Origin of the sequence: Streptomyces thermocarboxydovorans, from assembly GCF_039524635.1 — a bacterium.
GTDB lineage: Bacteria > Actinomycetota > Actinomycetes > Streptomycetales > Streptomycetaceae > Streptomyces > Streptomyces thermocarboxydovorans.
In genome coordinates, this window is the sequence record NZ_BAAAGU010000020.1 from 22,963 (window position 1) to 47,051 (window position 24,089).

Sequence of the window (24,089 nt, forward strand, 5' to 3'; positions counted from 1 at the left end):
CGCGCAAGGGACCCGCACTGTGCAGAACGTCAAAGTTCACCCCCCGGTTTTGTACACATACGGCTCATGACGGGCCCCCTGCACAGAGCGATAGCCTGGTGGCGTGATCAGCGCGATAGCTCGCGGGGACAGCGGTGTCCCCGCCCTGCGCCCGGCGTGCACGGACGACATCCGTGCCCGGGCGGCGATCGCTGGTCCTCGCGGGCGGGAGGGGGCGCGCAGCACTCCCGGGACGCCATCCACAGACCTGCCGGCGCCGCGGCCGAGGCCGGCCGGCAGCTCAAATATGGCTCATATCTCCCCGCTCATCTCACCTCGCGGCATAGCGTCGGAACAGACCGGACACCCCGTGTCGTATCACCGCACCGCTAGGGCAGAGACCGTATTTCCTTCTACGTCACGCAACGGCGCGCGACAGGAGCCAGAGGACAATGCAGACCAAGCTGGACGAAGCCAAGGCCGAGCTGCTCGAACGGGCTGCCCGGGTAGCTGAGAGCAGCCCGGCCGGGGGGAAACTTCCGACCGGGACGGCGGACGAGGGCATCCCCGACCGGGAATCCGTGCTCGCGTTCCTCCAGCGCTACTACCTGCACACCGCCCCGGAGGACCTCGTCGACCGCGACCCGGTCGACATCTTCGGAGCCGCTGTCTCGCACCTCCGGCTGGCCGAGAACCGTCCGCAGGGCACGGCCAATGTGCGGGTCCACACGCCGACCGTCGAGGAGAACGGCTGGACCTGCAGCCACTCCGTGGTCGAGGTCGTCACCGACGACATGCCCTTCCTTGTCGACTCCGTCACCAATGAGCTGACCCGCCAGGGCCGCGGCATCCATGTGGTGATCCACCCGCAGATCGTGGTGCGCCGCGACCTCACCGGCAAGCTCGTCGAGATCCTCACCGACCCGCCCGCCGCCGACAGCCTTCCGCACGACGCTCACGTCGAGTCCTGGATCCACGTCGAGATCGACCGCGAGACCGACCGCAGCGACCTGAAGCAGATCACCGCCGATCTGCTGCGCGTGCTCTCCGACGTCCGTGAGGCCGTCGAGGACTGGGGCAAGATGCGGCAGACCGCGACCGCGCTGGCCGACTCCCTGCCCGACGAGCCCATCCCGGACGACGTGCCCCGGCAGGAGGTGGAGGAGGCCCGCGAGCTGCTGCACTGGCTCGCCGACGACCACTTCACCTTCCTCGGCTACCGAGAGTACGAGCTGCGCGAGGACGACTCCCTCGCGGCCATCCCCGGTACCGGTCTCGGCATCCTGCGCTCCGACCCGCAACACGCCACCGAGGAGGGCCACCCCGTCAGCCCCTCCTTCGAGCGGCTGCCCGCCGACGCCCGCGCCAAGGCGCGCGAGCACAAGCTGCTCATCCTGACCAAGGCCAACAGCCGGGCGACCGTGCACCGCCCGTCGTACCTGGACTACATCGGCGTCAAGAAGTTCGACGCCGACGGCAACGTGATCGGCGAGCGCCGCTTCCTCGGGCTGTTCTCCTCCGCCGCCTACACCGAGTCCGTCCGCCGGGTCCCGGTCATCCGGCGCAAGGTCGAGCAGGTGCTGGAGCAGGCCGGCTTCTCCCCGCACAGCCACGACGGGCGCGACCTGCTGCAGATCCTGGAGACCTACCCGCGCGACGAGCTGTTCCAGACCCCGGTCGACGAGCTGAGGTCCATCGTCACGTCGGTGCTCTACCTGCAGGAGCGCCGCCGGCTGCGGCTCTACCTGCGCCAGGACGAGTACGGGCGCTACTACTCCGCCCTCGTCTACCTGCCCCGCGACCGCTACACCACCGCCGTCCGGCTGCGGATCATCGACATCCTCAAGGAGGAGCTCGGCGGCACCAGCGTCGACTTCACCGCCTGGAACACCGAGTCGATCCTGTCCCGGCTGCACTTCGTGGTGCGGGTCCCGCAGGGCACCGAGCTGCCGCAGCTGTCCGACGCGGACAAGGAGCGGATCGAGGCCCGCCTGGTCGAGGCCGTCCGCTCCTGGGCCGACGGCTTCAGCGAGGCCCTGATCGCCGAGTTCGGCGAGGAGCACGCCGCCGAGCTGCTGCGCCGTTACTCCAACGCCTTCCCCGAGGGCTACAAGGCCGACCACTCGCCGCGCAGCGCGGTCGCCGACCTGGTGCGTCTGGAGAAGCTCGGTAAGGACAAGGACTTCGAGCTGAGCCTTTACGAGCCGGTGGGCGCGGCCCCGGAGGAGCGGCGCTTCAAGATCTACCGCAAGGGCGAGGCGGTCTCGCTGTCCGCGGTGCTGCCCGTGCTGCAGCGGCTCGGCGTCGAGGTCGTCGACGAGCGGCCGTACGAGCTGCGCTGCGCCGACCGCAGCGTGGCCTGGATCTACGACTTCGGGCTGCGCATGCCCAAGGCGGCCGGTGCCGACTACCTGGGCGACGACGCCCGCGAGCGGTTCCAGGAGGCCTTCGCCGCGACCTGGACCGGCAAGGCGGAGAACGACGGCTTCAACTCCCTCGTGCTGGCCGCCGGGCTGACCTGGCGGCAGGCGATGGTGCTGCGCGCGTACGCCAAGTACCTGCGGCAGGCCGGCTCCACCTTCAGCCAGGACTACATGGAGGACACCCTCCGCAACAATGTGCACACCACCCGGCTGCTGGTCTCGCTCTTCGAGGCCCGGATGTCGCCGGACAAGCAGCGCGCCGGGTACGAGCTGGTGGACGCGCTGCTGGAGGAGCTCGACGCCGCCCTCGACCAGGTCGCCAGCCTCGACGAGGACCGCATCCTGCGCTCCTTCCTCACGGTGATCAAGGCGACGCTGCGCACCAACTTCTTCCAGGAGGCGTCCGGCGGCAAGCCGCACGACTACGTCTCCATGAAGTTCGACCCGCAGGCCGTCCCCGACCTGCCGGCGCCGCGCCCGGCGTACGAGATCTGGGTGTACTCGCCGCGGGTGGAGGGTGTGCACCTCAGGTTCGGCAAGGTCGCCCGCGGTGGTCTGCGCTGGTCCGACCGGCGTGAGGACTTCCGGACCGAGATCCTCGGCCTGGTCAAGGCGCAGATGGTGAAGAACACCGTCATCGTGCCGGTCGGCGCCAAGGGCGGCTTCGTCGCCAAGCAGCTGCCCGACCCGAGCGTGGACCGCGAGGCCTGGATGGCCGAGGGCGTCGCGGCCTACCGGACCTTCATCTCGGCGCTGCTGGACATCACCGACAACATGGTCGGCGGCGAGGTCGTGCCCCCGGCGGACGTCGTCCGGCACGACGGGGACGACACCTACCTGGTGGTCGCCGCCGACAAGGGCACCGCCACCTTCTCCGACATCGCCAACGAGGTCGCCCAGAGCTACAACTTCTGGCTCGGCGACGCCTTCGCCTCCGGCGGCTCCGCCGGATACGACCACAAGGGCATGGGCATCACCGCCCGCGGCGCCTGGGAGTCCGTCAAGCGGCACTTCCGGGAGCTGGGCCTGGACACCCAGACCCAGGACTTCACGGTGGTCGGCATCGGCGACATGTCCGGTGACGTGTTCGGCAACGGCATGCTGCTCAGCGAGCACATCCGCCTGGTCGCCGCCTTCGACCACCGGCACATCTTCATCGACCCCGACCCGGACGCGGCCACCTCCTACGCCGAGCGCCGCCGGCTGTTCGAGCTGCCCCGCAGCTCCTGGGAGGACTACAACACCGACCTGATCTCGGCGGGCGGCGGCGTGTTCCCGCGCTCCGCCAAGTCCATCCCGGTCAACTCGCAGATCCGCGAGGCCCTCGGCATCGAGCAGGGCGTCACCAAGATGACCCCGGCCGACCTGATGAAGGCGATCCTGAAGGCGCCGGTGGACCTGCTGTGGAACGGCGGCATCGGTACCTACGTCAAGGCCTCCACCGAGTCCCACGCGGACGTCGGCGACAAGGCCAACGACGCCATCCGCGTGGACGGCAAGGACCTGCGCGTCCGGGTCGTCGGCGAGGGCGGCAACCTGGGCCTGACCCAGCTCGGCCGGATCGAGTTCGCGCTGCACGGCGGCCGGATCAACACCGACGCCATCGACAACAGCGCCGGCGTCGACTGCTCCGACCACGAGGTCAACATCAAGATCCTGCTCAACGGTCTGGTCGCGGACGGCGACATGACCGTCAAGCAGCGCAACAAGCTGCTGGCGGAGATGACCGACGAGGTCGGCCGGCTGGTGCTGCGCAACAACTACGCGCAGAACACCGCCATCGCCAACGCGCTCGCCCAGTCCAAGGACATGGTCCACGCCCAGGCGCGCTTCATGAAGCACCTGGTGCGCGAGGGCCGGCTGGACCGGGGGCTGGAGTTCCTGCCCACCGACCGGCAGATCCGTGAGCGGCTCGCCAACGGGCAGGGCCTGACCGGCCCGGAAACGGCCGTCCTGCTGGCCTACACCAAGATCACGGTCGCCGAGGAGCTGCTGCACACCTCGCTGCCCGACGACCCGTATCTGAAGAGCCTGCTGCACGCGTACTTCCCGAGCGCGCTGCGCGAGCGGTTCCCGGAGCGGATCGACAGCCACCCGCTGCGCCGGGAGATCACCACCACCGTGCTGGTCAACGACACGGTGAACACCGGCGGCACCACCTATCTGCACCGGATGCGCGAGGAGACCGGGGCCTCGCTGGAGGAGATCGTCCGGGCGCAGACCGCGGCCCGTGCCATCTTCCGCTCCTCGATGGTGTGGGACGCCGTGGAGGAGCTCGACAACAAGGTGCAGGCCGAGGTGCAGACCCGCATCCGGCTGCACTCGCGCCGGCTGGTCGAGCGCGGCACGCGCTGGCTGCTGAACAACCGGCCGCAGCCGCTCGAGCTGCGGGAGACCGTCGACTTCTTCTCCGAGCGGGTCGAGCAGGTGTGGTCGCAGCTGCCGAAGCTGCTGCGCGGCGCCGACCTGGACTGGTACCAGAAGATCCACGACGAGCTGACCGACGCCGGGGTCCCGGAGGAGCTGGCCACCCGGGTCGCCGGGTTCTCCTCCGCCTTCCCGACGCTCGACATCGTCTCGGTGGCCGACCGGATGGGCAAGGAGCCGCTGGAGGTCGCCGAGGTGTACTACGACCTCGCCGACCGGCTGCGCATCACCCAGCTGATGGACCGCATCATCGAGCTGCCCCGCGCGGACCGCTGGCAGTCCATGGCCCGCGCGGCGATCCGCGAGGACCTGTACGCGGCGCACGCCGCGGTCACCGCGGACGTGCTGGCCGTCGGCAACGGCTCCGACACCCCGGAGCAGCGGTTCAAGCTGTGGGAGCAGAAGAACGCGGCGCTGCTCGCCCGGGCCCGCGCCACGCTCGACGAGATCCACAACTCGGACAGCTTCGACCTGGCCAACCTGTCGGTGGCCATGCGGACGATGCGCACCCTGCTGCGGGCGCACAGGTAGGCAAAAGCTGAGTCGATGTGAGGGTGCCCCGGGTCCTGTCGGCCCGGGGCACCCTCACGTTGTGCTGCCTTCGGTGGGGCTTCACGCCCTGAAGCGGTGGACATGTCCGGTTTGCGGGCATGCCTGCGAGGTGTCCGTCAGCATCCGGATCCGCTCCCGGTCCGCAGTGCCCTGGACGGCCGCAGTGTCCTGGACGGCCGCGGGGCTCGTGGTCGTCCTGCTGCTCGCGGTGATCGTCCGGCTGCCCTGGGCCGGTGACCTGGGGATGCACGCGGCCACCCTGCAGCGGCTGCGGCACGACCCCCTCCACCCGGGCAACCCCCTGGTCGACGCGGACACCCCGAGCCCGTACTACTCGCCCTGGATGCTGCTGCTCGGGCTGCTCGCCAGAGCGAGCGGATGGTCGGTCTTCGTCGTGCTGCGCATCGCCGCCGTGGCCGGCCTGGCGCTGCTGGTGACCGGCGTGTGGCGATACGTACGGACGCTGAGCGCGCACCGGGCGGCGCCCGCGCTGGGGCTGCTGAGCCTGCTGCTGGTGTGGGGCACCACCGCGTACACCTGGAGCGGCTTCCCCGGGCTCGGCTCGCTGGCGCTGACGGTGTCGTATCCGAGCACCTTCGCGCTCGGCCTCGCCTTCCACCTCTGGGCCTGGCTCACCACCGCGCTCCGGGAACCGGGAGGAGGGTGGGCGAGGTGGCTCGGGCTCGGGGCGGTGTGGGCGGTCATCCTCCTCTGCCACCAGTTCACCGGCGTCGTGGCCAGCATCGGCGCCCTCGCCGCCCTGCTCGCGGTGCGCCGCCCCCGCAGGGTGCCCTGGCCGAGGCTCGCGGCGGGACTGCTGCTGGGAGCGGCGGTCCTGGCGGCCTGGCCGTACTACGACTTCTTCGCGCTGGTCGGCACCGGGGACGACCTGGCGGACACCCACCGGGGGCTCTACCGGGACTGGGCCGTGCGGTACGGCCTGGTGGCGGCCGGAGTGGCGGCGCTGGCCGCGCGGCTCCGGCGCGACCGCCGGGACCCGCTGGTGCTGTTCTTCGCCCTGGGCCTGCTGTTCGTGGCCGCGGGGTGGCTGACCGCCTGCTACTCATGGGGCCGCGCCCTGCCCGCCGCCCTGATCCCGGCCCAGCTCGCGCTTGCCGTGGAGGCGCTCGAGGCGGGCCGGCGGTGGCTGAGGCTTCTGTGGGCCGTGCTCCTCACCGGCGTGCTGGTGACCGGAGCCTGGGTGCAGTCCGGGACGCTCGGCTACGTGCTGCCGCGCGAGGCGCTGCCCGCGCCGGCCGAGGCCCGGTACCGCGAGCCGTGGAACGGCTACCACTGGATCACTCCGTGGGTCCGCTACGGAGACGTGGTCCTGGCGGAGAAACATCCGGCCCGCCGCATCCCCGCCTACGGCCCCTACACGGTCGCCCCCGGCTACCCGGACGTCTTCCTGCCCGACGCGGACCGCCGCACGGCGGCCGTCGAACGGTACTTCACCCCGGGAACGCCCGCGGCGGTACGCCGGGGTATCGAGCGGACCTACGGGGTCCGCTGGGTGGTCGACGCCTACCGCGTCCTGGACGACACCGGCCTGCGCCGAGTGGCCACCGGCCCGGACGGCCAGGTGCTCTACCGGGCGCCGGGACCTTGAGGGCTTCCTCGCGGCCCCTGGCGGGCCCTGACCGTGCCCCGGCGGGTCGGGGCCGCGCCCCGGTGGGTCAGCCTGAGCGAGCCGCTCCCGCGCTTCAGTGGCTGCTGGTCCTGCGGGGGCGGCTTGCCGCTACGACGGCCCTGCCGGGCCCCTGGCCGAGCCGGCGCCGCAAGACGACGCTCGCCGCGGCCTGGCACAACGTGTGCCGCGCGCGCCTGCCCGTCCCTCACCGCACCGCGCTCGCCACCAGCCGGACCGCGCGCTTCACCCCGGGGCGGGCGACCCTGCGTACGACCGGGCGCAGTACCCGGGCCGTCACTCCCACCGGCTCCCACCGGATCTGGAGGCGGCCGGCGCCGTGGCCCTCCGGCTCGATGGTGACGCGGTGGGGGGTGGCGCCCGAGTGGTAGGGGACGCGGGTGGTGAGTGGGGGGAAGTCGAGGGGGGCCAGGAGGAGGCCCGTGTTGACCTGGCCCTGGTGGGTGAGGCGGAGGAGGGGGTGGCGGGTGCCGGCGAAGCCGGCGGGGGAGACGGGGGCGGCCGCCACGTCGAAGTGGACCTGGCCCTCGAAGATGCCCGGGCGGACCGGGTCCATCCGGAAGGGCACCGTCAGGCGGCGCGGGCCGGGGGCGATGAGCAGGGCCGCGCGCTGGGGGCCGACCGGGAGCCGCAGTGCGGGGTCGTAGGTGCGCACCGTCAGGTCGACGGAGGCGCCGGGGCCCCGGACGATCTCGGTGATCTCGTGGCGGAACTGGGCGCTGAAGAACGGGCGGGTGTCCAGGTCCAGGTCGGTGAGGTCCAGCTCGGGGCGGGCCTCGTCGGTCTCGGGGATGCGCTCGCCCCAGTAGGTGCGGCCGTCCGCGTCGGTGACCACCCGGCGCGGGGCGACCCCGCGGCCCAGGCCCCGGGCGGCGAGCCGGGCCTCGTCCAGCCGGCGGTCGCGCACCAGCTGGAGCACCACCCGCTCGGCGCGCGGCAGCCGGGCACAGGCGCCGGGGGAGAGGGTGTCCAGGTACGGGTTCATCACGTCGGCGAAGGCCTCCAGCCAGGCGTCGTCCCGGTAGGGCAGGTCACCGGCGTACATGCGGAAGTCGTGCTTGAGGAACTTGTGGTCCTTGTCCTCGCGCAGCGCCTCGTGCCCGCTGTCGGCGAGGAAGGCGTCGATGAGCCGCTGGACGTGGATACGGTCCCGGACGTTGGCGATGCGGTGGCGCTGGTTGGAGATGGACGCCGTGCCGGAGGACGCGTACGGGGCGACGTACCAGACGTAGACCGGCTCGGGGATGATCGTGAACCGTTTCGCCAGGCAGTAGGCCTGCGCCGAGAACAGCTGGTCCTCGTAGTGGATGCCCTCCGGGAAGCGCAGCCGGTGCCGGTCCAGGAAGGCGCGGGCGTACATCTTGCCTGTGGCCAGGTGCTCGAAGAACAGCCGCGGGTCGGCCTCGATGCCGTCCAGGGTGCGGCGCTCCTGCACCAGGTGCGGCATCCAGGTGGAGCGGCGCCCGGTGTCGACGCGGATCCGCTGCACCGCGCCCATCGCGAAGTCGATGTCCCGTTCGCGGTGCGCGGCGAGCAGGGAGGCGACGGCGTCCGGCGGGAGCTCGTCGTCGCTGTCGAGGAACATCAGATACGGCGCCCGGGCGATCTCCAGGGCACGGTTGCGCGGGGCGCTGCAGCCGCCGCTGTTCTCCGGCAGGCGCAGATAGCGGATGCGGGGGTCCTGGGCGGCCAGTCGCCGGGCGACCTCGGGGGTGGCGTCGGTGGAGTGGTCGTCGCTGATCACGATCTCCAGATCGCGGTGGCTCTGGCGGCGCACGGACGCCACGGCGCGGGGCAGGCGCTCGGCGTCGTTGTGCACGATGACCGTCACCGTCACATCGGGCGGGGGCGTCACGCGTCCACCTCCTCGGGGGCCGGCGCGGGGGTGCGTTCCTCCAGGGGCAGCACCGGCGGCAGCTCGCTGCCGTCCTGGCCGAGGAAGACCCGGCGCACCACGCGTTCGGCGGCGCGGCCGTCGTCGTACTCGCAGAATCTGCGCCGGAAGACCGCGCGTGCCTTGGCGGCGCTCTCGTCCCGCCAGGCGTCCGTGGTGAGGATCTCGGCGAGCTGCCCCTGCGTGCGGGCGACCGGGCCCGGCGCGTCGGCCATCAGGTCGAAGTAGACGCCGCGGGTGGTGCGGTAGGTCTCCCAGTCGTCGGCGTGGATGACGATGGGGCGGTCCAGGTTGGCGTAGTCGAACATGATCGACGAGTAGTCCGTGACCAGCGCGTCGGCCGCCAGGCACAGCTCCTCGACCGGGTCGTAGGAGGAGACGTCGATGATGCGGCCCGAGCGGCGCAGGCCGGTCAGCGGGGAGGCGGTGCCGGCGTAGAAGTAGTGGGCGCGCACCAGCAGCACGGTGTCCTCGCCGAGCCGGTCGGCGAGCGCGGCGAGGTCCAGGCGGGGGGTCCAGCCGGCCTCGTAGTCGCGGTGGGTGGGCGCGTAGAGGACGGCGCGGCGGCCCGGTGCGATGCCGAGCCGTTCGCGCACCGCGCGGATCTCGTCGGCGCCTGCGGTGTAGTAGACGTCGTTGCGCGGATAGCCGCAGTCCAGGGAGACGTACCGGGACGGGTAGGCGCGCTCCCACATCCGGGTGGTGTGGCTGTTGCTGGAGATGCTGTAGTCCCACTTGTCGACGCGCTCCAGCAGCGCCTGGAAGTCCAGGCCCTGCGCGGCGGCCGGGTAGGGCATCTGGTCCAGGCCCATGCGTTTGAGCGGGGTGCCGTGATGGGTCTGGACGTGGACCGCGTCGGGGCGTTTGACCACCGCGTTGGGGAAGTTGACGTTGTTGACCAGGTACTTGGCGGTGGCCAGGGTCTCCCAGTAGCGGCGGGTGCCGGGGACGACGTGGTCGGTGCCGGGCGGCAGCAGCGCCGCGTTCTCGGCGGTGACCACCCACACCGGGTGGATGTGCGGGGCGAGGTCGGCGAGCCTGGCCGCGATGGCGGCCGGATTGCAGGCGACCCCGCGGTTCCAGTAGGCGGCGAACACCGCCAGGTGCTCGTCGACGGGGCGGTGCAGGGCGCGGCGGTACTGCTCCTCGCGCAGCCGGGTGCCCAGGCGCCGGCCGCGGGTGCGCACCGCGGAGCGGACGGTGCGCCGGGCCCGGTTGGCGGCCTGGAAGGCGCGGTACCGGCGGTAGGCGCCCTCCTCCAGCAGGGCGCGGCGCACGCCCTCCGGCCCGGCGGGGCGGTGGTAGTCCCCGGGGCGCAGCCGGACGGCGGCGCGGGAGGCGCGCCGGAAGAACTCGCGGGCCACCTCCTCGGGCATGCCGCCGCGGGCGAAGGTGCGCAGCAGGTCCCGGACCATCACCTCGTAGAGCACGGACCGGGCGGCCGGGCGCTCGCGGGCGAGGCCGTGCAGCGACTCGTAGCGCCGGATCAGGGCGTAGCGCTGCTCGGGGGTGGGCGGCGGGAGGCTGGCCGGGCGGAGCCTGCGGTCCTCGTAGGCGGGGTGCGGCAGGCAGGCCAGGCGGTCGGCGAGCAGCAGCGCGGCGAGCGCGGCGTAGGCCTCGTCGTCGGTGTTGAGCCGTGTCTCGTGGGTGCGCCAGAAGTCGGTGCGCAGCACACGGGTGCCGAGCAGCGGGGTGAGCCGGAGCAGGAAGGCGTTGTCGTCGAGGGCGAGACCGGCACGGCCCCCGCGGACCAGCAGCGGCCCGTCCGGGGAGGGCAGCGACGAGGTGCGCCAGGAGCTGCGGACATGGTCCAGGAGCAGCACGTCCACGGTGTCCGGCAGCTCGGCGGCGCGTTCGGCGATGGTGCGGACGCTGCCGGGCGGCAGCCCGTCCTTGGAGTGCACGAAGAGCAGCCGGCGGCCGGTGGCGAGCCGGGCCCCGGCCGCCCGGGAGGCCGCGTCACCAGTGCCGTCGGGCAGGGGCAGCACCCGCAGCTCGGGCGCGTGCCGCGCGGCGGTCTCCTGTGCCCAGTCGCCGACGGCGGCCACGACGACCTCGACGCCGGCGAGGGGCTGGGCGGCGAGGGTGTCCAGCAGACCGGTGAGGTGGTCCTGGGTGTTCGGGCCGTGGACGATGACGCTGAGCTCGGGCATCGGGCGCTCCTCCGTCTCGCCGCCACACTGCGGGGGACTCCCCCTTTGGGTGATACGGGTCATATTGGCATCAATGCGACGAATGGGCTGCCCGGTGGGCGCCCCGCGGGGGAACGCGGGTGGGCCTCAGGAGGGAACGGCGGCCTGCGCGGGTTTGGCCGTGCCCGAGGTTCCCGCACTCCCGGAGGCCGCCGAGGGCTTGGGGGCCTTCGCGGGCTTCTTGGTGACGCCGTCGCCGGTGAACTTCTCGTACTCCCGGAGCACCTCGTCGGTCGGCCCGTCCATGCGCAGCTCGCCGCGCTCCAGCCACAGCACCCGGTCGCAGGTGTCCCGGATGGACTTGTTGTTGTGGCTGACCAGGAACACCGTGCCGGCCTGCTTGCGCAGCTCGCGGATGCGGGCCTCGGACCGCTTCTGGAACTTGCGGTCGCCGGTGGCCAGCGCCTCGTCGATGAGCAGCACGTCGTGGTCCTTGGCGGCGGCGATGGAGAAGCGCAGGCGGGCCGCCATGCCGGAGGAGTAGGTGCGCATCGGCAGGGTGATGAAGTCGCCCTTCTCGTTGATGCCGGAGAAGTCGACGATCTCCTGGTAGCGCGCCTTGATCTCCTCGCGGGACATGCCCATGGCGAGCCCGCCGAGGATGACATTGCGCTCGCCGGTGAGGTCCTTCATCAGGGCGGCGTTGACGCCGAGCAGGGAGGGCTGGCCGTCGGTGTAGATGCGGCCCCGCTCCACCGGGAGCAGACCGGCGACGGCCTTGAGCAGGGTGGACTTGCCGGAGCCGTTGGTGCCGATCAGCCCGATCGCCTCGCCCCGGTACGCCACGAAGGACACATTGCGCACAGCGTGCACCCGGCGCACCCCGGCCGCCTTCTCGGCCTGCTTGCGGCGCAGGATGCGGTTGAGGGCGGCGGTGGCGGAGCCGCGCCCCGCGCCGGTGCCGTTGACCCGGTAGACGATGTCGACGCCGTCGGCGATGACGGTGGGGATCCGCTCGCGTACGGTGTCCGGTGCGGTGTCAGCCACGGCCGTAGGTCTCCTCAGCCTTCCAGAAGTAGATGAAGCCGCCGATGCCGGCGAGCAGCGCCCAGCCGGTCGCGATCAGCCAGACGTGGTCGGGGAGCTGGTGCGCCCGGAAGCTGTCGATCAGGGCGAAGCGCATCAGGTCGATGTAGACGGCGGCCGGGTTGGCCTGCAGCACCGGGCCCACCCAGGACGGCAGTCCGTCGCCGTGCTTGGCGATGATGTGGTCGATGCTGAACATCACGCCGGAGGCGTACATCCAGGTGCGCAGCACGAACGGCATCAGCTGGGCGATGTCGGGGGTCTTGGCGCCGATCCGGGCGAGGATCATGGACACGCCCGCGTTGAAGGTGAACTGCAGCACCAGCGCCGGGATCGCCAGCAGCCAGGAGGCGGCTGGCGGCACGCCGAAGGCCAGCAGGATCACCGCCAGCGCCGCCATCGAGAACAGCAGCTGCTGCAGCTGCTGGAGGCAGAACGACAGCGGCAGCGCGGCGCGCGGGAAGTGCAGGGCGCGGACCAGGCCCAGGTTGCCGGATATGGCGCGGGTGCCGGCCAGCAGCGAGCTCTGCGTGAACGTCCACACGAACACGCCGGTGACCAGGAACGGCACGTAATCCGGGACGCCGTCCCGGGTCTGCATCAGCACGCCGAAGATGAAGTAGTAGACCGCCGCGTTCAGCAGCGGGGTCATCACCTGCCAGAGCTGGCCCAGCTTGGCCTGGCTGTACTGGGCGGTGAGCTTGGCCGTGGCGAACGCGGTGATGAAGTGCCGGCGCGCCCACAACTGGCGGACATAGCCGGGCAGCGAGGGGCGGGCGCCGCTGACGCTCAGGCCGTGACGGGCGGCGAGCGCCGCGAGGTCGTGCTCGGCGGCGGGGGCCGGCGCGGGGGCGGCCGGTGCGGGGGGTGGTGTGTGGAGGACCTGACTCACGTCCGCTGCTTTCGCTGGGGGCTTCTCGCTGGGCTTCGCTGGAGGAGGGGCATGAGGTGACGGTCACGCCACGTCGGGACGGGACCGTATCGTCGCAACGCGAGCGTAAGTCTGGTAAGCGTCGGAACGCAACCGTATCGTCGTAACGCCCCCGGCCCTATGCTTGGCGCGCATGACGACCAACGCCGACGAGCCGCAGCCGCGCCCCCGTCCGCGCCGCCGGGCACCAGCGGGGGCGGCGGTGCTGCGCGAGGACGTGACCCAGGCGATCCGCGCGGCCGTCTTCGAGGAACTCGCGGCGGTCGGCTACGCCCGCATGTCCATCGAGGGGATCGCGCGCCGCGCGGGCGTCGGCAAGACGGCGGTCTACCGCCGCTGGCGCTCCAAGCTGCACCTGGTCCTCGACCTGGTCTCCGCCCTCGCCGTCCAGGGCCTGCCCGTGCCCGACACGGGCTCCCTGGAGGAGGATCTGCGCCTGCTCTACGAGGTCTCCGCCCGTGCCCTGCGCCACCCGCTGGCCTCGCAGATCATCCCCGACCTCCAGGCCGAGGCGGCCCGCAATCCCGACATCGCGCAGGCCCTGCAGAAGGCGCTGCGCGAGGGCCAGAACTCGGTGGCCCGGGGCATCGTCACCGCGGCGGCCGCCCGCGGCGATCTGCGCCCCGGCCTCGACGAGGACCTCGCCCTGGATCTGATCTCCGGCCCCCTCTACTGGCGTTCGGTGGTCATCCGCGCCCCCGAGCTGCCGAAGGACTACCTGGCGTCCCTGGCCCGCGCCACCACCGCGGCGCTCAAGGCGCTGTAGCGGAACAACCGGTCAGGCGGGACGGGTCGAGCGGAGCCGGTCAGGCGGGACGGGTCGGGCGGAGCCGGTCAGGCGGGACGGGTCGAGCAGAGGCGGTCAGGCGGGACGGGTCGAGCGGAGCCGGTCATGCGGGACCGGCCAGGCGGGAGCCGGTCACGCGGGAACCGGCCAGGCGGGAACCCGTCAGGCAGAACCGGTCAGCCGCCGCAGCCGGGTGCGCAGCACCGAGGCGGCGCCGGACAGTCCGGGCGCCGCCCGCAGGGCCAGGGAGCCCGAGGTGGTGGCGTAGGGGCGGAGCAGGACCAGGCCGTGCCGGAGGCTCGGCACCGCGCCCCGCCGCAGCAGGCCGGGGCCGGTGAGGGCGTGGGCCGTGGTGGCGCGGGCCGCCCCGTCACGGAAGCGCAGCCGCAGATGCAGGTCCCAGGTGCCGGTGCCGAGGCGGGCCAGCCGGGCCGGGCGCAGGGCCGTCTGGGCGACCCAGGTGCCCCGGCCGGACGGCCGCAGCGGGACGGTGCGGCGCACCACCGCGCCGGCCACCTCCCGGTGGCGCCACTCCACCTCCACCTCCTCCGGCTCCGCACGCGCCACCCGCCCGTACAGCTCGTGCAGGCGCAGCCGCATCCGGGTGCCGCGCACGGTGGGCCGGAGCTCCGCGTCGACGGCCACCGGGAGCAGCCGCACCGGGCGGGTCAGCAGCCCCTCCAGACCGACCGCGGGCAGATCCGGCGACCAGCAGGGCGAGCCGTCCGCGGCGCGCGCGTACGGCGGGCACAGGCGGGCCGGGCGGGCGGCCAGCTCCGCCAGCCGGGGCAGGTCGCGCGGCTCGGGCGACATCAGGATCACCCGTCCGATCAGACGGCCGGGCGCGACCGGGTCCCGGGCCCAGTCGGCCGCGTCGTACTCGGCGAGGACGTCACGCGTGTGCGCCCACCACTGCCGGCGGTACTCCTCCTCGTGCAGCCCCAGCTCGCGTACGTACATGCGCAGCTCGTGGTCGAGGAACTTGGCCCGCGCCTCCCGGGCGAGCCGCTTGTGGCCGGCGCCCAGCAGGATGTCGTAGGCCATGCGGCAGGCGCGGGTGCGGGCCTGCCAGTTGGCGAGGCCGGCGCGGTCCAGCGAGATGGACAGCCGGCGTGCGGCGCGGCGTACGTGCCAGATGTAGACCCGGTCGGGGACGAGGGCGACGCGCGGGGCGGCGGCCCACAGGCGGGCGGTGAAGACGATGTCCTCGTAGGGGAAGCGGCCCTCGGGGAAGCGGACGGCGTGCTCGCGCAGGAACGCGGTGGAGCAGAGCTTGTTGACGCAGAGGGTGTCGCGGACCAGCCGCTGGAGCTGCGCCGGGCGTTCGACGACGGAGGGGGTGGCGTACAGCTCCGGCTCCCAGGGCACCTCGCGGCCCGACGGCAGCTCCCGCCGCACGCACAGCCCGGCCGCGACGTCCGCGCCCGCCCGGGCCGCCGCCGCCAGCAGGGCGTCCACCGCGCCGGGCGGGAGGACGTCGTCGCTGTCCAGGAACATGACGTAGGGCGCGGTGACTGCGTCCAGGCCGGTGTTGCGGGGCGTGCCGCAGCCGCCGCTGTTGACCGGGAGCCGGATCATCCGCAGACGCGGCTCGTGCTCGGCGAGCCGGGCGAGCAGGCCGGCGCTGCCGTCCGAGGAGCAGTCGTCCACGGCGATCACCTCGCGCACGGCCGGTCCCTGGCCGAGCGCCGAGCGCACGGCGTCGGTCACATGGGCGGCGTCGTCGTACCCGATGACGACGACGGCCACCTGGGCGGCGTGGTGGTCTTCCATGGCGTCCCTGGCGTCCCTGGGGGTGGCGGGCCGGTCATGGGACTTTTGCCCCTTCCGGGATGTTTCATCACGCTTCGGCGGTCACGGCCGTAGCCGCCGCCGCGTCCAGGGCCTCGGTGAGCCGGTCGAGGTCGGCGCGCAGCGACTGGATCCTGGCCGGGTCGAAACCGGTCGCGGCGGCGATCCGGCGGGGCACCTCACGGGCGCGCTCGCGCAGCGCGAGCCCCTCCTCGGTGGGCCGCACCTCCACCGACCGCTCGTCGTGCGCGCTGCGCTCCCGGCATACCAGGCCGGCCCCCTCCAGCCGCTTGAGCAGCGGCGAGAGCGTGCCGGAGTCCAGCCGCAGATGCTCCCCGAGCTTCTTCACCGGCAGGGTGCCGTGCTCCCAGAGCACCAGCATCACCAGGTACTGCGGGTAGGTGAGCCCGAGATCCTTCAGGATCACGCGGTAGACGCCGTTGAAGGCGCGGGAGGCCGCGTTCAGGGAGAAGCAGATCTGCTGGTCCAGACGGAGCCAGTCGTCGGCGGAGCTCGGTGTCATGCCTCCAGGGTAGCTCCCTGCGGGCTATTCAGTTGTGCGCAATCCAATTGCACCAAACTTAATTGTGTGCTCTACTCGAGGACGTCGCGCCGGAAGCGGCACGACGAAGGCCACCTGCTGTCGCCGATGCGACGCGCCCCGACGAGAGGATGGGTTCACCCATGGACGCGCTCTACACCGCCGTCGCCACCGCCACCCACGGCCGCGAGGGCCGCGCCGTCTCCTCCGACGGCAGGCTCGACCTCCAGCTGGGCATCCCGAAGGAGATGGGCGGCTCCGGTGAGGGCACCAACCCCGAGCAGCTGTTCGCCGCCGGGTACTCCGCCTGTTTCGCCAGCGCCCTCGGCCTGGTCGGCCGGGCCGCGAAGATCGACGTCAGCGACGCCGCGGTGACCGCCGAGGTCGGCATCGGCAAGCAGGGCGAGGGCTTCGGGCTCGCGGTGACGCTGCGCGTGGAGCTGCCGGAGAGCGTGGACGAGGCGACCGGCCGCAAGCTCGTCGAGCAGGCCCACCAGGTCTGCCCCTACTCCAACGCCACCCGCGGCAACATCCCGGTCGACCTCGTCATCGAGTAGTCGCCGGCGGCGTACGGGCGGTCGGGCGGCCGCCACGGAGCCACGGACGTACGGACGCGCACGACGACGGCGCCCCGCCGGTCACCGACCGGGCGGGGCGCCGCCGTGTGCCGCCGAGCGCTGCGGGAAAGGGCTCAGCAGTCGAACACCGACCAGCAGATGTCGTTGCGCAGCCGCTGGTCGTCGAGCACCAGCTCGCGGATCGCCTCCGGGAGTCGGTCGCGCTGCCACCGGCACTCGCGCCGCCCCGCGGCCTCGCTCTCCTCCTTCGGCACCGAGGCCCGCACCGCCTTGATCGCATAGGCGGCCGCGCCCAGCTCGTGCGCGGCGACATGCGCCACCACCGCTGCCTGGCCGGCGGCGTACGCGGCGAACCGGGGCGCGCCCCGCAGATCCCGGGCGGCGCCCATGGCATGACCGCCCGCGGCGCGCGCCTGCATCATCCTGACCTCGCCGCGCACCCAGGCGCGGGCGGCCTCGATCGCCTCGCGCGGCCGCGGGTCCTCGGGCCGGGCGGCCTCGAACAGGCCGAGCACGTGCTCCGCGCAGTCCGCCGCCCAGAGGGCGAGCAGATGGTGGTCCTCGTCGGTGAGGGTCCCGCCACGGCGGATCGTCACGAAGCGGGGGTCCCTGACCTTCGGGAGGATCACGATGGGGGCTTCCTTCCTGACGGCGTCCGCCCCGGTATCCAAACACTCCTCGGGTCCGGCCCGGAACCGGCGGCCGGTGCACTCCACAGGCGAGGGTCACCCCAGCCGGGCCAGCACCTCCCCGGTGCGTTCGCTCCAGGCCACCACCACGGCCTCCTCCGGCACCGGCTGCCGGGGCGTCAGCAGCAGCCAGCGCACCCGGTAGCGGCGGACGACGGCCGCGCGCCCGGCGCGGGTCGAGCCGGCCGAGAGATACGCGCGGACGTCGGACAGCCGCCGCTGCCGCTCCCGTTCGTCCAGGGCCGCGTCCGGCACGACGGGGGCGGCCAGATCGGCTCCGTACCCGGCGATGATCCGCCCGGCGTCACGGCCGTCGGTGAGCACCACCTCGCCGGGCCCGATGTGCCGTGCGGCCCACGCGTAGTCGGGCCAGCCCGGCGGCCGGTCGGATCCCACCGGGTCCAGGGCCCGCGGCACCACCGCCCCGCCCTGCACGGTCAGGAACCCCGCACAGGCCCCCGCCACCGCGGCACCGCCGAGCACCCGCCGCCACACCGGCCACGGCCGGGCGGCCGCCAGCTCCGCCGCGAGCGCGCACGGCAGCGCCACCAGCAGCAGCCCGAGCACGCCGGCCGGGACGTCGGCACCGCTGAACCAGCCGTACGCCGCCAGTGCACAGGCCGACCCGAGGAGCAGCACCAGCGGATCGCGCCAGGAGCCGCGCCGGGCCCGCAGCCACAGCGCGGGCAGCCCGAGCAGCAGCCCCGGCCAGAACCGGCCCCACAGCTCCGCGCGCGGAGTCTCGTACGGCCCGCCGGAGGGCGCCGCCGACAGGATGTCGAAGTACGGCCAGGACACCGCGACCAGCGCCCCCGTCACGCCTGCGAGCAGCCACCGCCCCACGACCGCGCCGGACCGGCCCCGCTGCCATCCGGCGACGAACGCGACCGCGCCCAGCGCCGCCGCCGCGCCCGTGATTGGGTGGACCAGCGCGATCAGCCCGTACAGCACGCCGAGGGCCGCGTACCCCGGCAGTCCGCGCAGCCCGCTCGGCCCCACATAGCGCACCGCCGCGTCGTCACGGGCCCGTTCGCCGGTGAGCGCCCAGGCCCAGAGGGTGAGCCCGGCCGCGCACACCGCCGGGTGCGAGAGGTCCGCCGTCAGCTGCAGCAGGCCGAGCCCGGCGGACCCCGGGGCCGGCCCGGTGCCCCACAGCAGGGTCAGCGCGGCCAGCGCCAGCACAGGCGCCCACGGACGGGGGCTCAGCACCCGCATCAGGCGGCCGGTTCCGGTGAGCAGCACCAGCAGGTTCAGCGGCCCGGTGAGCCGGACCAGCTCCCAGCCGCCCAGGCCCGTCAGCCGTGCGCCGGCACCCTGCGCCAGCGCCAACGGCGAGTAGGCGAGGCTGCCCGCGCCCGGCAGGTCCGCCGACGGATGCCGCGGATGCAGCAGATCCGCCCTCAGCCGCTCGACGGCCGCCGCCTGCAGTCCGGCGTCGCAGCACAGCGGCACCCGCCAGGACGCCAGCGACACCACGAGCCAGAAGACGAACCCGGCGGCCTGGTAGGGGGTGGGCCGCCAGGAACCGCCGCCGCGCAGCGCCGTGGCGCCGCTCGCGGTACGCCGCCGGAGCTGGGTGCCGGAGCTCATCGGGCGGTGGGGAGTCGGGGTGTGCGGGGCATTTGCCGTATGTTCCCGCGCAGGTCAACAGCGATGACGTCGGCTCACCTGATCGGGTGATGGGTGGTGGTGCGTCGCAGGGCGAGAGGGACCGGCGCTGGAGGTGCCCCGCTCAGCGGGCCGGCTCGACCGGGGCGCCCTGTGCCGGGACGGGCACCCGGCCGCCCCGCCGGACGCCAGGTGGACGGCCGGGACGGGGTGGGCCGCGACGAGCCGGAGGGCATGAGAACTCCCGGACAGGACAAGGCGATCGAGGGTGATCGGTGGGGGAACGGGGGAACGGGGGAACAGGGGGGCGGAGTGGAGGGTCAGACGTGCTCGGCGACGGGCCGCGGGGCGGCGGCGTGCTGCGGCGGCACCGTGGTCAGGCGCGGACGGTCGTGCGCGGCGGCCGCCGAGGGCGCCGGCCGGCGCTCCGGCAGCGGGATCGCGGGCGGCTGCTCGCTCTCGCCGAACACCACCCGGCGCACCACGCGTTCGGCGACCCGGCCGTCGTCGTGCGGGCAGAACCGGGCGCGGAACGCCGCCCGCAGCTGCGCCGAGCGCGAGCCGCGCCAGTGGCCGCTGGTGAAGACGTCGATCAGCTCGTCCTCGCTGTGCGTGACCGCCCCCGGCGGGAACGCGGTCACGTCCAGGTAGCTGCCGTGGATCTCCTCGTACGCCTCCCGGTCGGGGGTGTGCAGCACGATCGGCCGGTCCAGACCCGCATAGTCGGCCATCAGCGAGGAGTAGTCGGTGATCAGCGCGTCCGAGGCGAGGCAGAGGGAGGCCACGTTCGGGTGTGTGCTGACGTCCAGGACCCGGCCCGAGGCCGCCGGGCGCGGCGGGCCGGCCGGGCCGGGGATCCGGGCCAGGATCACGAAGCGCGGGCCCAGGCGGTGCACCACGCGCTCCAGGTCCAGCAGGCGGGGCTGGGTGCGGCGGTGCTCGCGGCGGGCCGGCGCGTAGAGGATCGCCACCGCGCCCGCGGGGATGCCCAGCGACTCGCGCAGCCGGGCCACGTCCGCCTCGGTCGCGGTGTACAGCCGGTCGGTGCACGGGCGGCCGTACTCCAGCACGGTGTAGCGGCCGGGGTGGACCCGTTCCCAGGTCAGCGTGGAGTGGCGGTTGGCGGAGACGACGAAGTCCCAGCGGCCGGCGTCCTTCAGGATGCGCGCGGCGTCGGCGCCGGGGGAGACGGCCGGGCGGTCGAGGAGGTCCAGGCCCCGGTGCAGCAGCGGGGTGCCGGTCCCGGTCTGCACCAGCACCTGGCCCCGGCGCTTGCGCAGACCGGGCTCGAAGCGGGTGTCGCTCACCAGGTACGCGGAGCGGGCGAGCGCGGTCCAGTAGGCGGCGGTGCCGGGGGCCAGACGGCGCGGGCCGGGCGGGACGGCGTGCGGGCTTTCGGGCTCGACCACCCAGGCGGTGCGGATGTGCGGGGCGTACTCGCGGAACGCGCACTCCAGCGCCCCCGGGTCGCCGCCGTGGCCCTCGCGGGAGGCGAACACCGCCCGGTCGGCGCGCAGCGGGAGCAGGCGCTGGACGTGGTAGTGCAGCCGGAGGGCGGCGGAGCGCAGGGCGCCGAGCAGCCGGCCGGTGAGCCGGGCCGTGCCGCGGCCGAGGGCGCGGGCCAGGCGCAGCATCCGGTGGGTGCGGTGCAGGCCGAAGCGGACCACGGCGTGGTCGATCCGCTCACGCGGCGGCAGGGGCACACCGGGGGCGCGGTAGCGGCGGTAGTGGGCGCGAGCCCGGCGCAGGAACAGGGCGCGCGAGCCGTGCGGCAGCCGCTCACGCCGGGAGTACACCGCCGTCAGATGGCCCACCATGCGGCGGAACAGCAGCGGCCGCCAGTGCGCCAGCTCCGGCCGCTGCTCCACGTACGCGAAGACCCGGTCGTACTGGCCGAACACGTCGAAGTGCCGCTCGCCGGCGGTGCACAGCAAGCTGCCCACCCGCCGGTGCCGGATGTGCACGCACACCCGGTCCAGGGTCGCCACCGTCCGCGCGGCCATCGGCACGGAGTACGCCCAGGGCACGTCCTCGTGGCAGCCGGGCGGGAAGCGGAAGCCCTCGCCCTCGAGGAACTCCCGCCGGCAGGCCTTGTTCCAGGCCACCGCGGGCAGGGTCAGCAGGCCCGGCCGGTCCTCGGCCCGGAACGGGGCCGGGCCGTGCTCGGTGAGCGGGGCGGACAGGGCCCGGTTGCGCACGGCCCGGCCGGACCAGTGGACGCGGGCGTGGTCGAAGACCAGCACGTCCGGCTCGTCGGTCTCCTTCAGCCGGTCGGCGATCGCCAGGAGGGCGTCGGGGGCGAGGGTGTCGTCGCCGTCCAGGAACAGCACATAGTCGCCGGCCGCCCGGTCCAGGCCGGCGTTGCGGGCCGGGCCGGGGCCGGTGTTCTCCGGCAGGTGCACGGGCCGTACGCGGGGGTCGCGGGCGGCGAACTCCTCGATCAGCGCGCCGCAGGCGTCCGGTGATCCGTCGTCGACGGCGATCAGTTCGAGGTCGGGGCAGGACTGGGACAGCACCGATTCCAGGCATGCGGGCAGATACGCCTGAACCTGGTACGCGGGGACGATGACACTGAACCTGGGCAACGGGCATCCATGGGTCGGCGCGGGCGTTCGGCGCTGTCGGAACGCTCACTGGGCCGTCCTGGTTACGCCGGCTGCGGCATCCGGGGGAATTCGGTCACCCGGAAGGGGCGGACTTGGAGGATCGTCCGCCCCTTCCGCCCTGTTGATGCCTCGTTCGGCTCTGCCGGTCCCCCGGCTCACTTCACGGCGCCCGCCATCACGCCGGAGACGAACTGCCGCTGGAACCCGAAGAACACGATCAGCGGGATCACCATCGAGATGAACGCGCCCGGCGCCAGCACCTCGATGTTGCTGCCGAACTGCCGCACCTGCGAGGTCAGCGCCACCGTGATCGGCTGGCTGTCCGAGTCGGTGAAGATCAGCGCGACCAGCATGTCGTTCCACACCCACAGGAACTGGAAGATGCCGAGCGCGGCGATCGCCGGCCCCGCGAGCGGCATCACGACCCGTACGAACAGCCGCAGTTCACCGGCGCCGTCCAGACGGGCCGCCTCCAGCAGCTCCCGCGGGATCTCCGCGAAGAAGTTCCGCAGCAGGAACACCGCGAACGGCAGACCGAAGCCGACGTGGAAGAGGATCACGCCGGTCAGCGAGCCGAAGATGCCAAGATTGCCGAAGAGTTCGGCGACCGGCAGCAGGGCCACCTGCACGGGGACGACCAGCAGCGCCACCACGCCCAGGAACCACCAGTCCCGGCCGGGGAACTCCATCCAGGCGAAGGCGTACCCGGCGAGGGCGCCGATCACCACCACCAGGACGGTCGCCGGCACGGTGATGTACACCGTGTTGAGCAGCGAGTCGGTGATGTCGTCGTTCCTCAGCAGGGCCTCATAGGCGCCGAAGGTGAGCTGCGAGGGCTCGGTGAACACGTTCCACCAGCCGCTGGCGGCCATCTCCTCGGGCGCGCGCAGACTCGCCAGCAGCAGGCCGATCGTCGGGACCAGCCAGAACAGCCCGACCACGATCAGGAACACCCGGACGAACCCGCCGCTGACCCAGCCGGCGATCCGGGACCCCAGCGACTGCTCGGCCCTGACCGCCTGCACGGGCGGCGCGGCCGCCTTGGTGACACTCCCGGCGCCGGCACTCATCGCCGCACCTCCCGCCTCAGCCGTCGGATGTTGAACCACATCACCGGGATCACCAGCAGCAGCAGGAACACCGCGATGGCGCTGGCGATGCCCGGCTGGTCGGCGGCGAAGCCCTGCCGGTACAGCTCCAGCGCGAGGACGTTGGCGTCGTCCTGCGAGGAGCCGGGCGCGATGATGAAGACCAGGTCGAACACCTTCAGCACATTGATCATCAGGGTGACGGTGACCACCGCGAGGACCGGTGCCAGCAGCGGCACGGTGATCCGCCGGAACACCTGCCACTCGTTGGCGCCGTCCACCCGCGCGGCCTCCAGCAGGTCCCGCGGCATGCCCGCCAGTCCGGCCGCGATCAGCACCATCGCGAATCCGGCCCACATCCAGATGTAGGAGCCGATGATGGCCGGTGTGACCAGCGACGGGCCGAGCCAGTCGAGGCCGTTGTACGGCTCCTTGAAGTTCTCGGCGGGCAGCCTGAGTTGCGCCCCGTCGGCCTTCGCGGACAGGGAGAAGGTGCCGTCGTCGCCGGCGGTGGCCGTCTCCACCACCTTGCCGTCCTTCACGGCCTCGATCTTCATCCCGGCGTAGCCCAGCTCGGAGGCGTCGATGCCGTTGAGCGTGCCGACGCCCTTGCCGCGGGTGAAGTCCTGCCAGGTCGTGCCGGTGATCCGGCCCTCCTCCGGCTCCGGCGCCGCCGCCCGCTCGGCGTCGTCCGGCATCAGATCGGGGGCCACCCCGACCATCGGCAGCGACACCGTCTCGCCCACGCTGACCGTGCCTTTGGTGATGAAGGCGCCGCCGCCCGCCGGCTGCAGCGGCGACTCACGACCCGGATGCGCCTTCGGGAACGCGGAGGACTGGGCGAAGGTGTCGTGCACCCCCACCCACACCGCGTTCGCCACGCCCTTGTCCGGATCCTGGTCGTACACCAGCCGGAAGATGATGCCCGCGGCCAGCATGGAGATCGCCATCGGCATGAAGACGACCAGCTTGAACGCCGTGCCCCAGCGCACCTTCTCGGTCAGCACCGCGAAGATCAGACCGAGCGCGGTCGCGATCGTCGGCGCGAACACCACCCAGATGACGTTGTTCTTCAGCGCCGTGCGGATGCCGTCGTCGGTGAACAGCTGCTGGTAGTTGTCGAACCCGGCGAAACCGTCGCCGGACTGGTCGTAGAAGCTGCGGATGACGGAGTACCCGATCGGGTAGACCACGAGCGCACCGAGCAGCACCAGGGCGGGCAGCAGGAACAGCGCCGCGACCGTTCTGCGGGTGCCGGTGACGCTCTTGCGCGACTTGGGAGAGGCAGGGGCCGGTGCCTTGACCCCTGCCGCCGTGTCCGACGCCATC

General features: G+C 73.0%; 15 protein-coding genes. 4 read left to right on the forward strand and 11 right to left on the reverse strand.

Going from position 1 to position 24,089, the window contains the following annotated elements; all coding sequences use genetic code 11:
• Positions 1-431: 431 nt before the first annotated feature.
• Together ABD198_RS11615 and ABD198_RS11620 are read left to right on the forward strand one after the other, a co-directional pair.
• Positions 432-5,360, forward strand: a complete 4,929-nt coding sequence (locus ABD198_RS11615; RefSeq protein WP_344000072.1) for an NAD-glutamate dehydrogenase — start codon at positions 432-434, stop codon at positions 5,358-5,360.
• A 130-nt stretch (positions 5,361-5,490) separates the two neighbouring features.
• Entirely contained in the window at positions 5,491-6,990 is a 1,500-nt protein-coding gene (locus tag ABD198_RS11620) for a hypothetical protein (RefSeq protein ID WP_425580456.1), read from the forward strand.
• Positions 6,991-7,216: 226 nt separating this feature from the next.
• On the opposite strand, the gene ABD198_RS11625 is transcribed toward ABD198_RS11620, so the two are convergent.
• From ABD198_RS11625 to ABD198_RS11640, 4 genes are all read right to left on the reverse strand, one after another.
• Complete coding sequence (locus ABD198_RS11625; RefSeq protein WP_344000074.1) at positions 7,217-8,884, reverse strand: glycosyltransferase family 2 protein; 1,668 nt, start codon at positions 8,882-8,884, stop codon at positions 7,217-7,219.
• Positions 8,881-11,076 (reverse strand): CDP-glycerol glycerophosphotransferase family protein, encoded by a 2,196-nt coding sequence (locus ABD198_RS11630; protein ID WP_344000076.1) that lies wholly within the window; start codon positions 11,074-11,076, stop codon positions 8,881-8,883. The genes ABD198_RS11625 and ABD198_RS11630 overlap by 4 nt, the downstream gene beginning before the upstream one ends.
• A gap of 126 nt (positions 11,077-11,202) precedes the next feature.
• A complete protein-coding gene (locus ABD198_RS11635) occupies positions 11,203-12,102 on the reverse strand; it encodes an ABC transporter ATP-binding protein (protein WP_344000077.1) in 900 nt (299 codons plus the stop codon).
• Positions 12,095-13,033, reverse strand: a complete 939-nt coding sequence (locus ABD198_RS11640; RefSeq protein ID WP_344000079.1) for an ABC transporter permease — start codon at positions 13,031-13,033, stop codon at positions 12,095-12,097. Before ABD198_RS11640 ends, ABD198_RS11635 begins: the two co-directional genes overlap by 8 nt.
• Positions 13,034-13,205: 172 nt before the next feature.
• Between ABD198_RS11640 and ABD198_RS11645 the strand changes: the two genes are divergently transcribed.
• A complete protein-coding gene (locus tag ABD198_RS11645; RefSeq protein ID WP_344000081.1) occupies positions 13,206-13,838 on the forward strand; it encodes a TetR/AcrR family transcriptional regulator in 633 nt (210 codons plus the stop codon).
• A gap of 183 nt (positions 13,839-14,021) precedes the next feature.
• Here the strand turns inward: ABD198_RS11645 and ABD198_RS11650 are convergent, their stop codons facing one another.
• Both ABD198_RS11650 and ABD198_RS11655 read right to left on the reverse strand, forming a co-directional pair.
• Complete coding sequence (locus tag ABD198_RS11650) at positions 14,022-15,632, reverse strand: glycosyltransferase (RefSeq protein ID WP_344000083.1); 1,611 nt, start codon at positions 15,630-15,632, stop codon at positions 14,022-14,024.
• 67 nt (positions 15,633-15,699) lie between these two features.
• Entirely contained in the window at positions 15,700-16,173 is a 474-nt protein-coding gene (locus tag ABD198_RS11655) for a MarR family winged helix-turn-helix transcriptional regulator (RefSeq protein WP_344000085.1), read from the reverse strand.
• A 161-nt stretch (positions 16,174-16,334) separates the two neighbouring features.
• Between ABD198_RS11655 and ABD198_RS11660 the strand changes: the two genes are divergently transcribed.
• On the forward strand, positions 16,335-16,748 hold the full coding sequence (locus ABD198_RS11660; RefSeq protein ID WP_344000087.1) for an organic hydroperoxide resistance protein: 414 nt from the start codon (positions 16,335-16,337) through the stop codon (positions 16,746-16,748).
• A gap of 134 nt (positions 16,749-16,882) precedes the next feature.
• Here ABD198_RS11660 and ABD198_RS11665 read toward each other — a convergent pair whose 3' ends face one another.
• The 5 genes from ABD198_RS11665 to ABD198_RS11685 all read right to left on the reverse strand — a co-directional run bounded on the left by ABD198_RS11665 (position 16,883) and on the right by ABD198_RS11685 (position 24,088).
• On the reverse strand, positions 16,883-17,398 hold the full coding sequence (locus ABD198_RS11665; protein WP_344000089.1) for a putative immunity protein: 516 nt from the start codon (positions 17,396-17,398) through the stop codon (positions 16,883-16,885).
• A 96-nt stretch (positions 17,399-17,494) separates the two neighbouring features.
• Positions 17,495-19,048: a hypothetical protein gene (locus ABD198_RS11670; RefSeq protein ID WP_344000091.1), complete on the reverse strand. Its 1,554-nt coding sequence runs from the start codon at positions 19,046-19,048 to the stop codon at positions 17,495-17,497.
• 338 nt (positions 19,049-19,386) lie between these two features.
• Positions 19,387-21,651, reverse strand: a complete 2,265-nt coding sequence (locus ABD198_RS11675; RefSeq protein ID WP_344000093.1) for a bifunctional glycosyltransferase/CDP-glycerol:glycerophosphate glycerophosphotransferase — start codon at positions 21,649-21,651, stop codon at positions 19,387-19,389.
• 176 nt (positions 21,652-21,827) lie between these two features.
• Entirely contained in the window at positions 21,828-22,742 is a 915-nt protein-coding gene (locus ABD198_RS11680; protein WP_344000095.1) for a carbohydrate ABC transporter permease, read from the reverse strand.
• Complete coding sequence (locus ABD198_RS11685) at positions 22,739-24,088, reverse strand: carbohydrate ABC transporter permease (protein WP_344000097.1); 1,350 nt, start codon at positions 24,086-24,088, stop codon at positions 22,739-22,741. The genes ABD198_RS11680 and ABD198_RS11685 overlap by 4 nt, the downstream gene beginning before the upstream one ends.
• Between the last annotated feature and the right edge of the window lies 1 nt (position 24,089).

Excerpts from the sequence above, each read along its gene's own strand:
- ABD198_RS11615 (WP_344000072.1), top strand. The coding sequence starts at position 432 with ATGCAGACCAAGCTGGACGAAGCCAAGGCCGAGCTGCTCGAACGGGCT.
- ABD198_RS11630 (WP_344000076.1), bottom strand. The coding sequence starts at position 11,076 with ATGCCCGAGCTCAGCGTCATCGTCCACGGCCCGAACACCCAGGACCAC.
- ABD198_RS11645 (WP_344000081.1), top strand. The coding sequence starts at position 13,206 with ATGACGACCAACGCCGACGAGCCGCAGCCGCGCCCCCGTCCGCGCCGC.
- ABD198_RS11650 (WP_344000083.1), bottom strand. The coding sequence starts at position 15,632 with ATGGAAGACCACCACGCCGCCCAGGTGGCCGTCGTCGTCATCGGGTAC.
- ABD198_RS11655 (WP_344000085.1), bottom strand. The coding sequence starts at position 16,173 with ATGACACCGAGCTCCGCCGACGACTGGCTCCGTCTGGACCAGCAGATC.
- ABD198_RS11660 (WP_344000087.1), top strand. The coding sequence starts at position 16,335 with ATGGACGCGCTCTACACCGCCGTCGCCACCGCCACCCACGGCCGCGAG.
- ABD198_RS11670 (WP_344000091.1), bottom strand. The coding sequence starts at position 19,048 with ATGAGCTCCGGCACCCAGCTCCGGCGGCGTACCGCGAGCGGCGCCACG.
- ABD198_RS11680 (WP_344000095.1), bottom strand. The coding sequence starts at position 22,742 with ATGAGTGCCGGCGCCGGGAGTGTCACCAAGGCGGCCGCGCCGCCCGTG.
- ABD198_RS11685 (WP_344000097.1), bottom strand. The coding sequence starts at position 24,088 with ATGGCGTCGGACACGGCGGCAGGGGTCAAGGCACCGGCCCCTGCCTCT.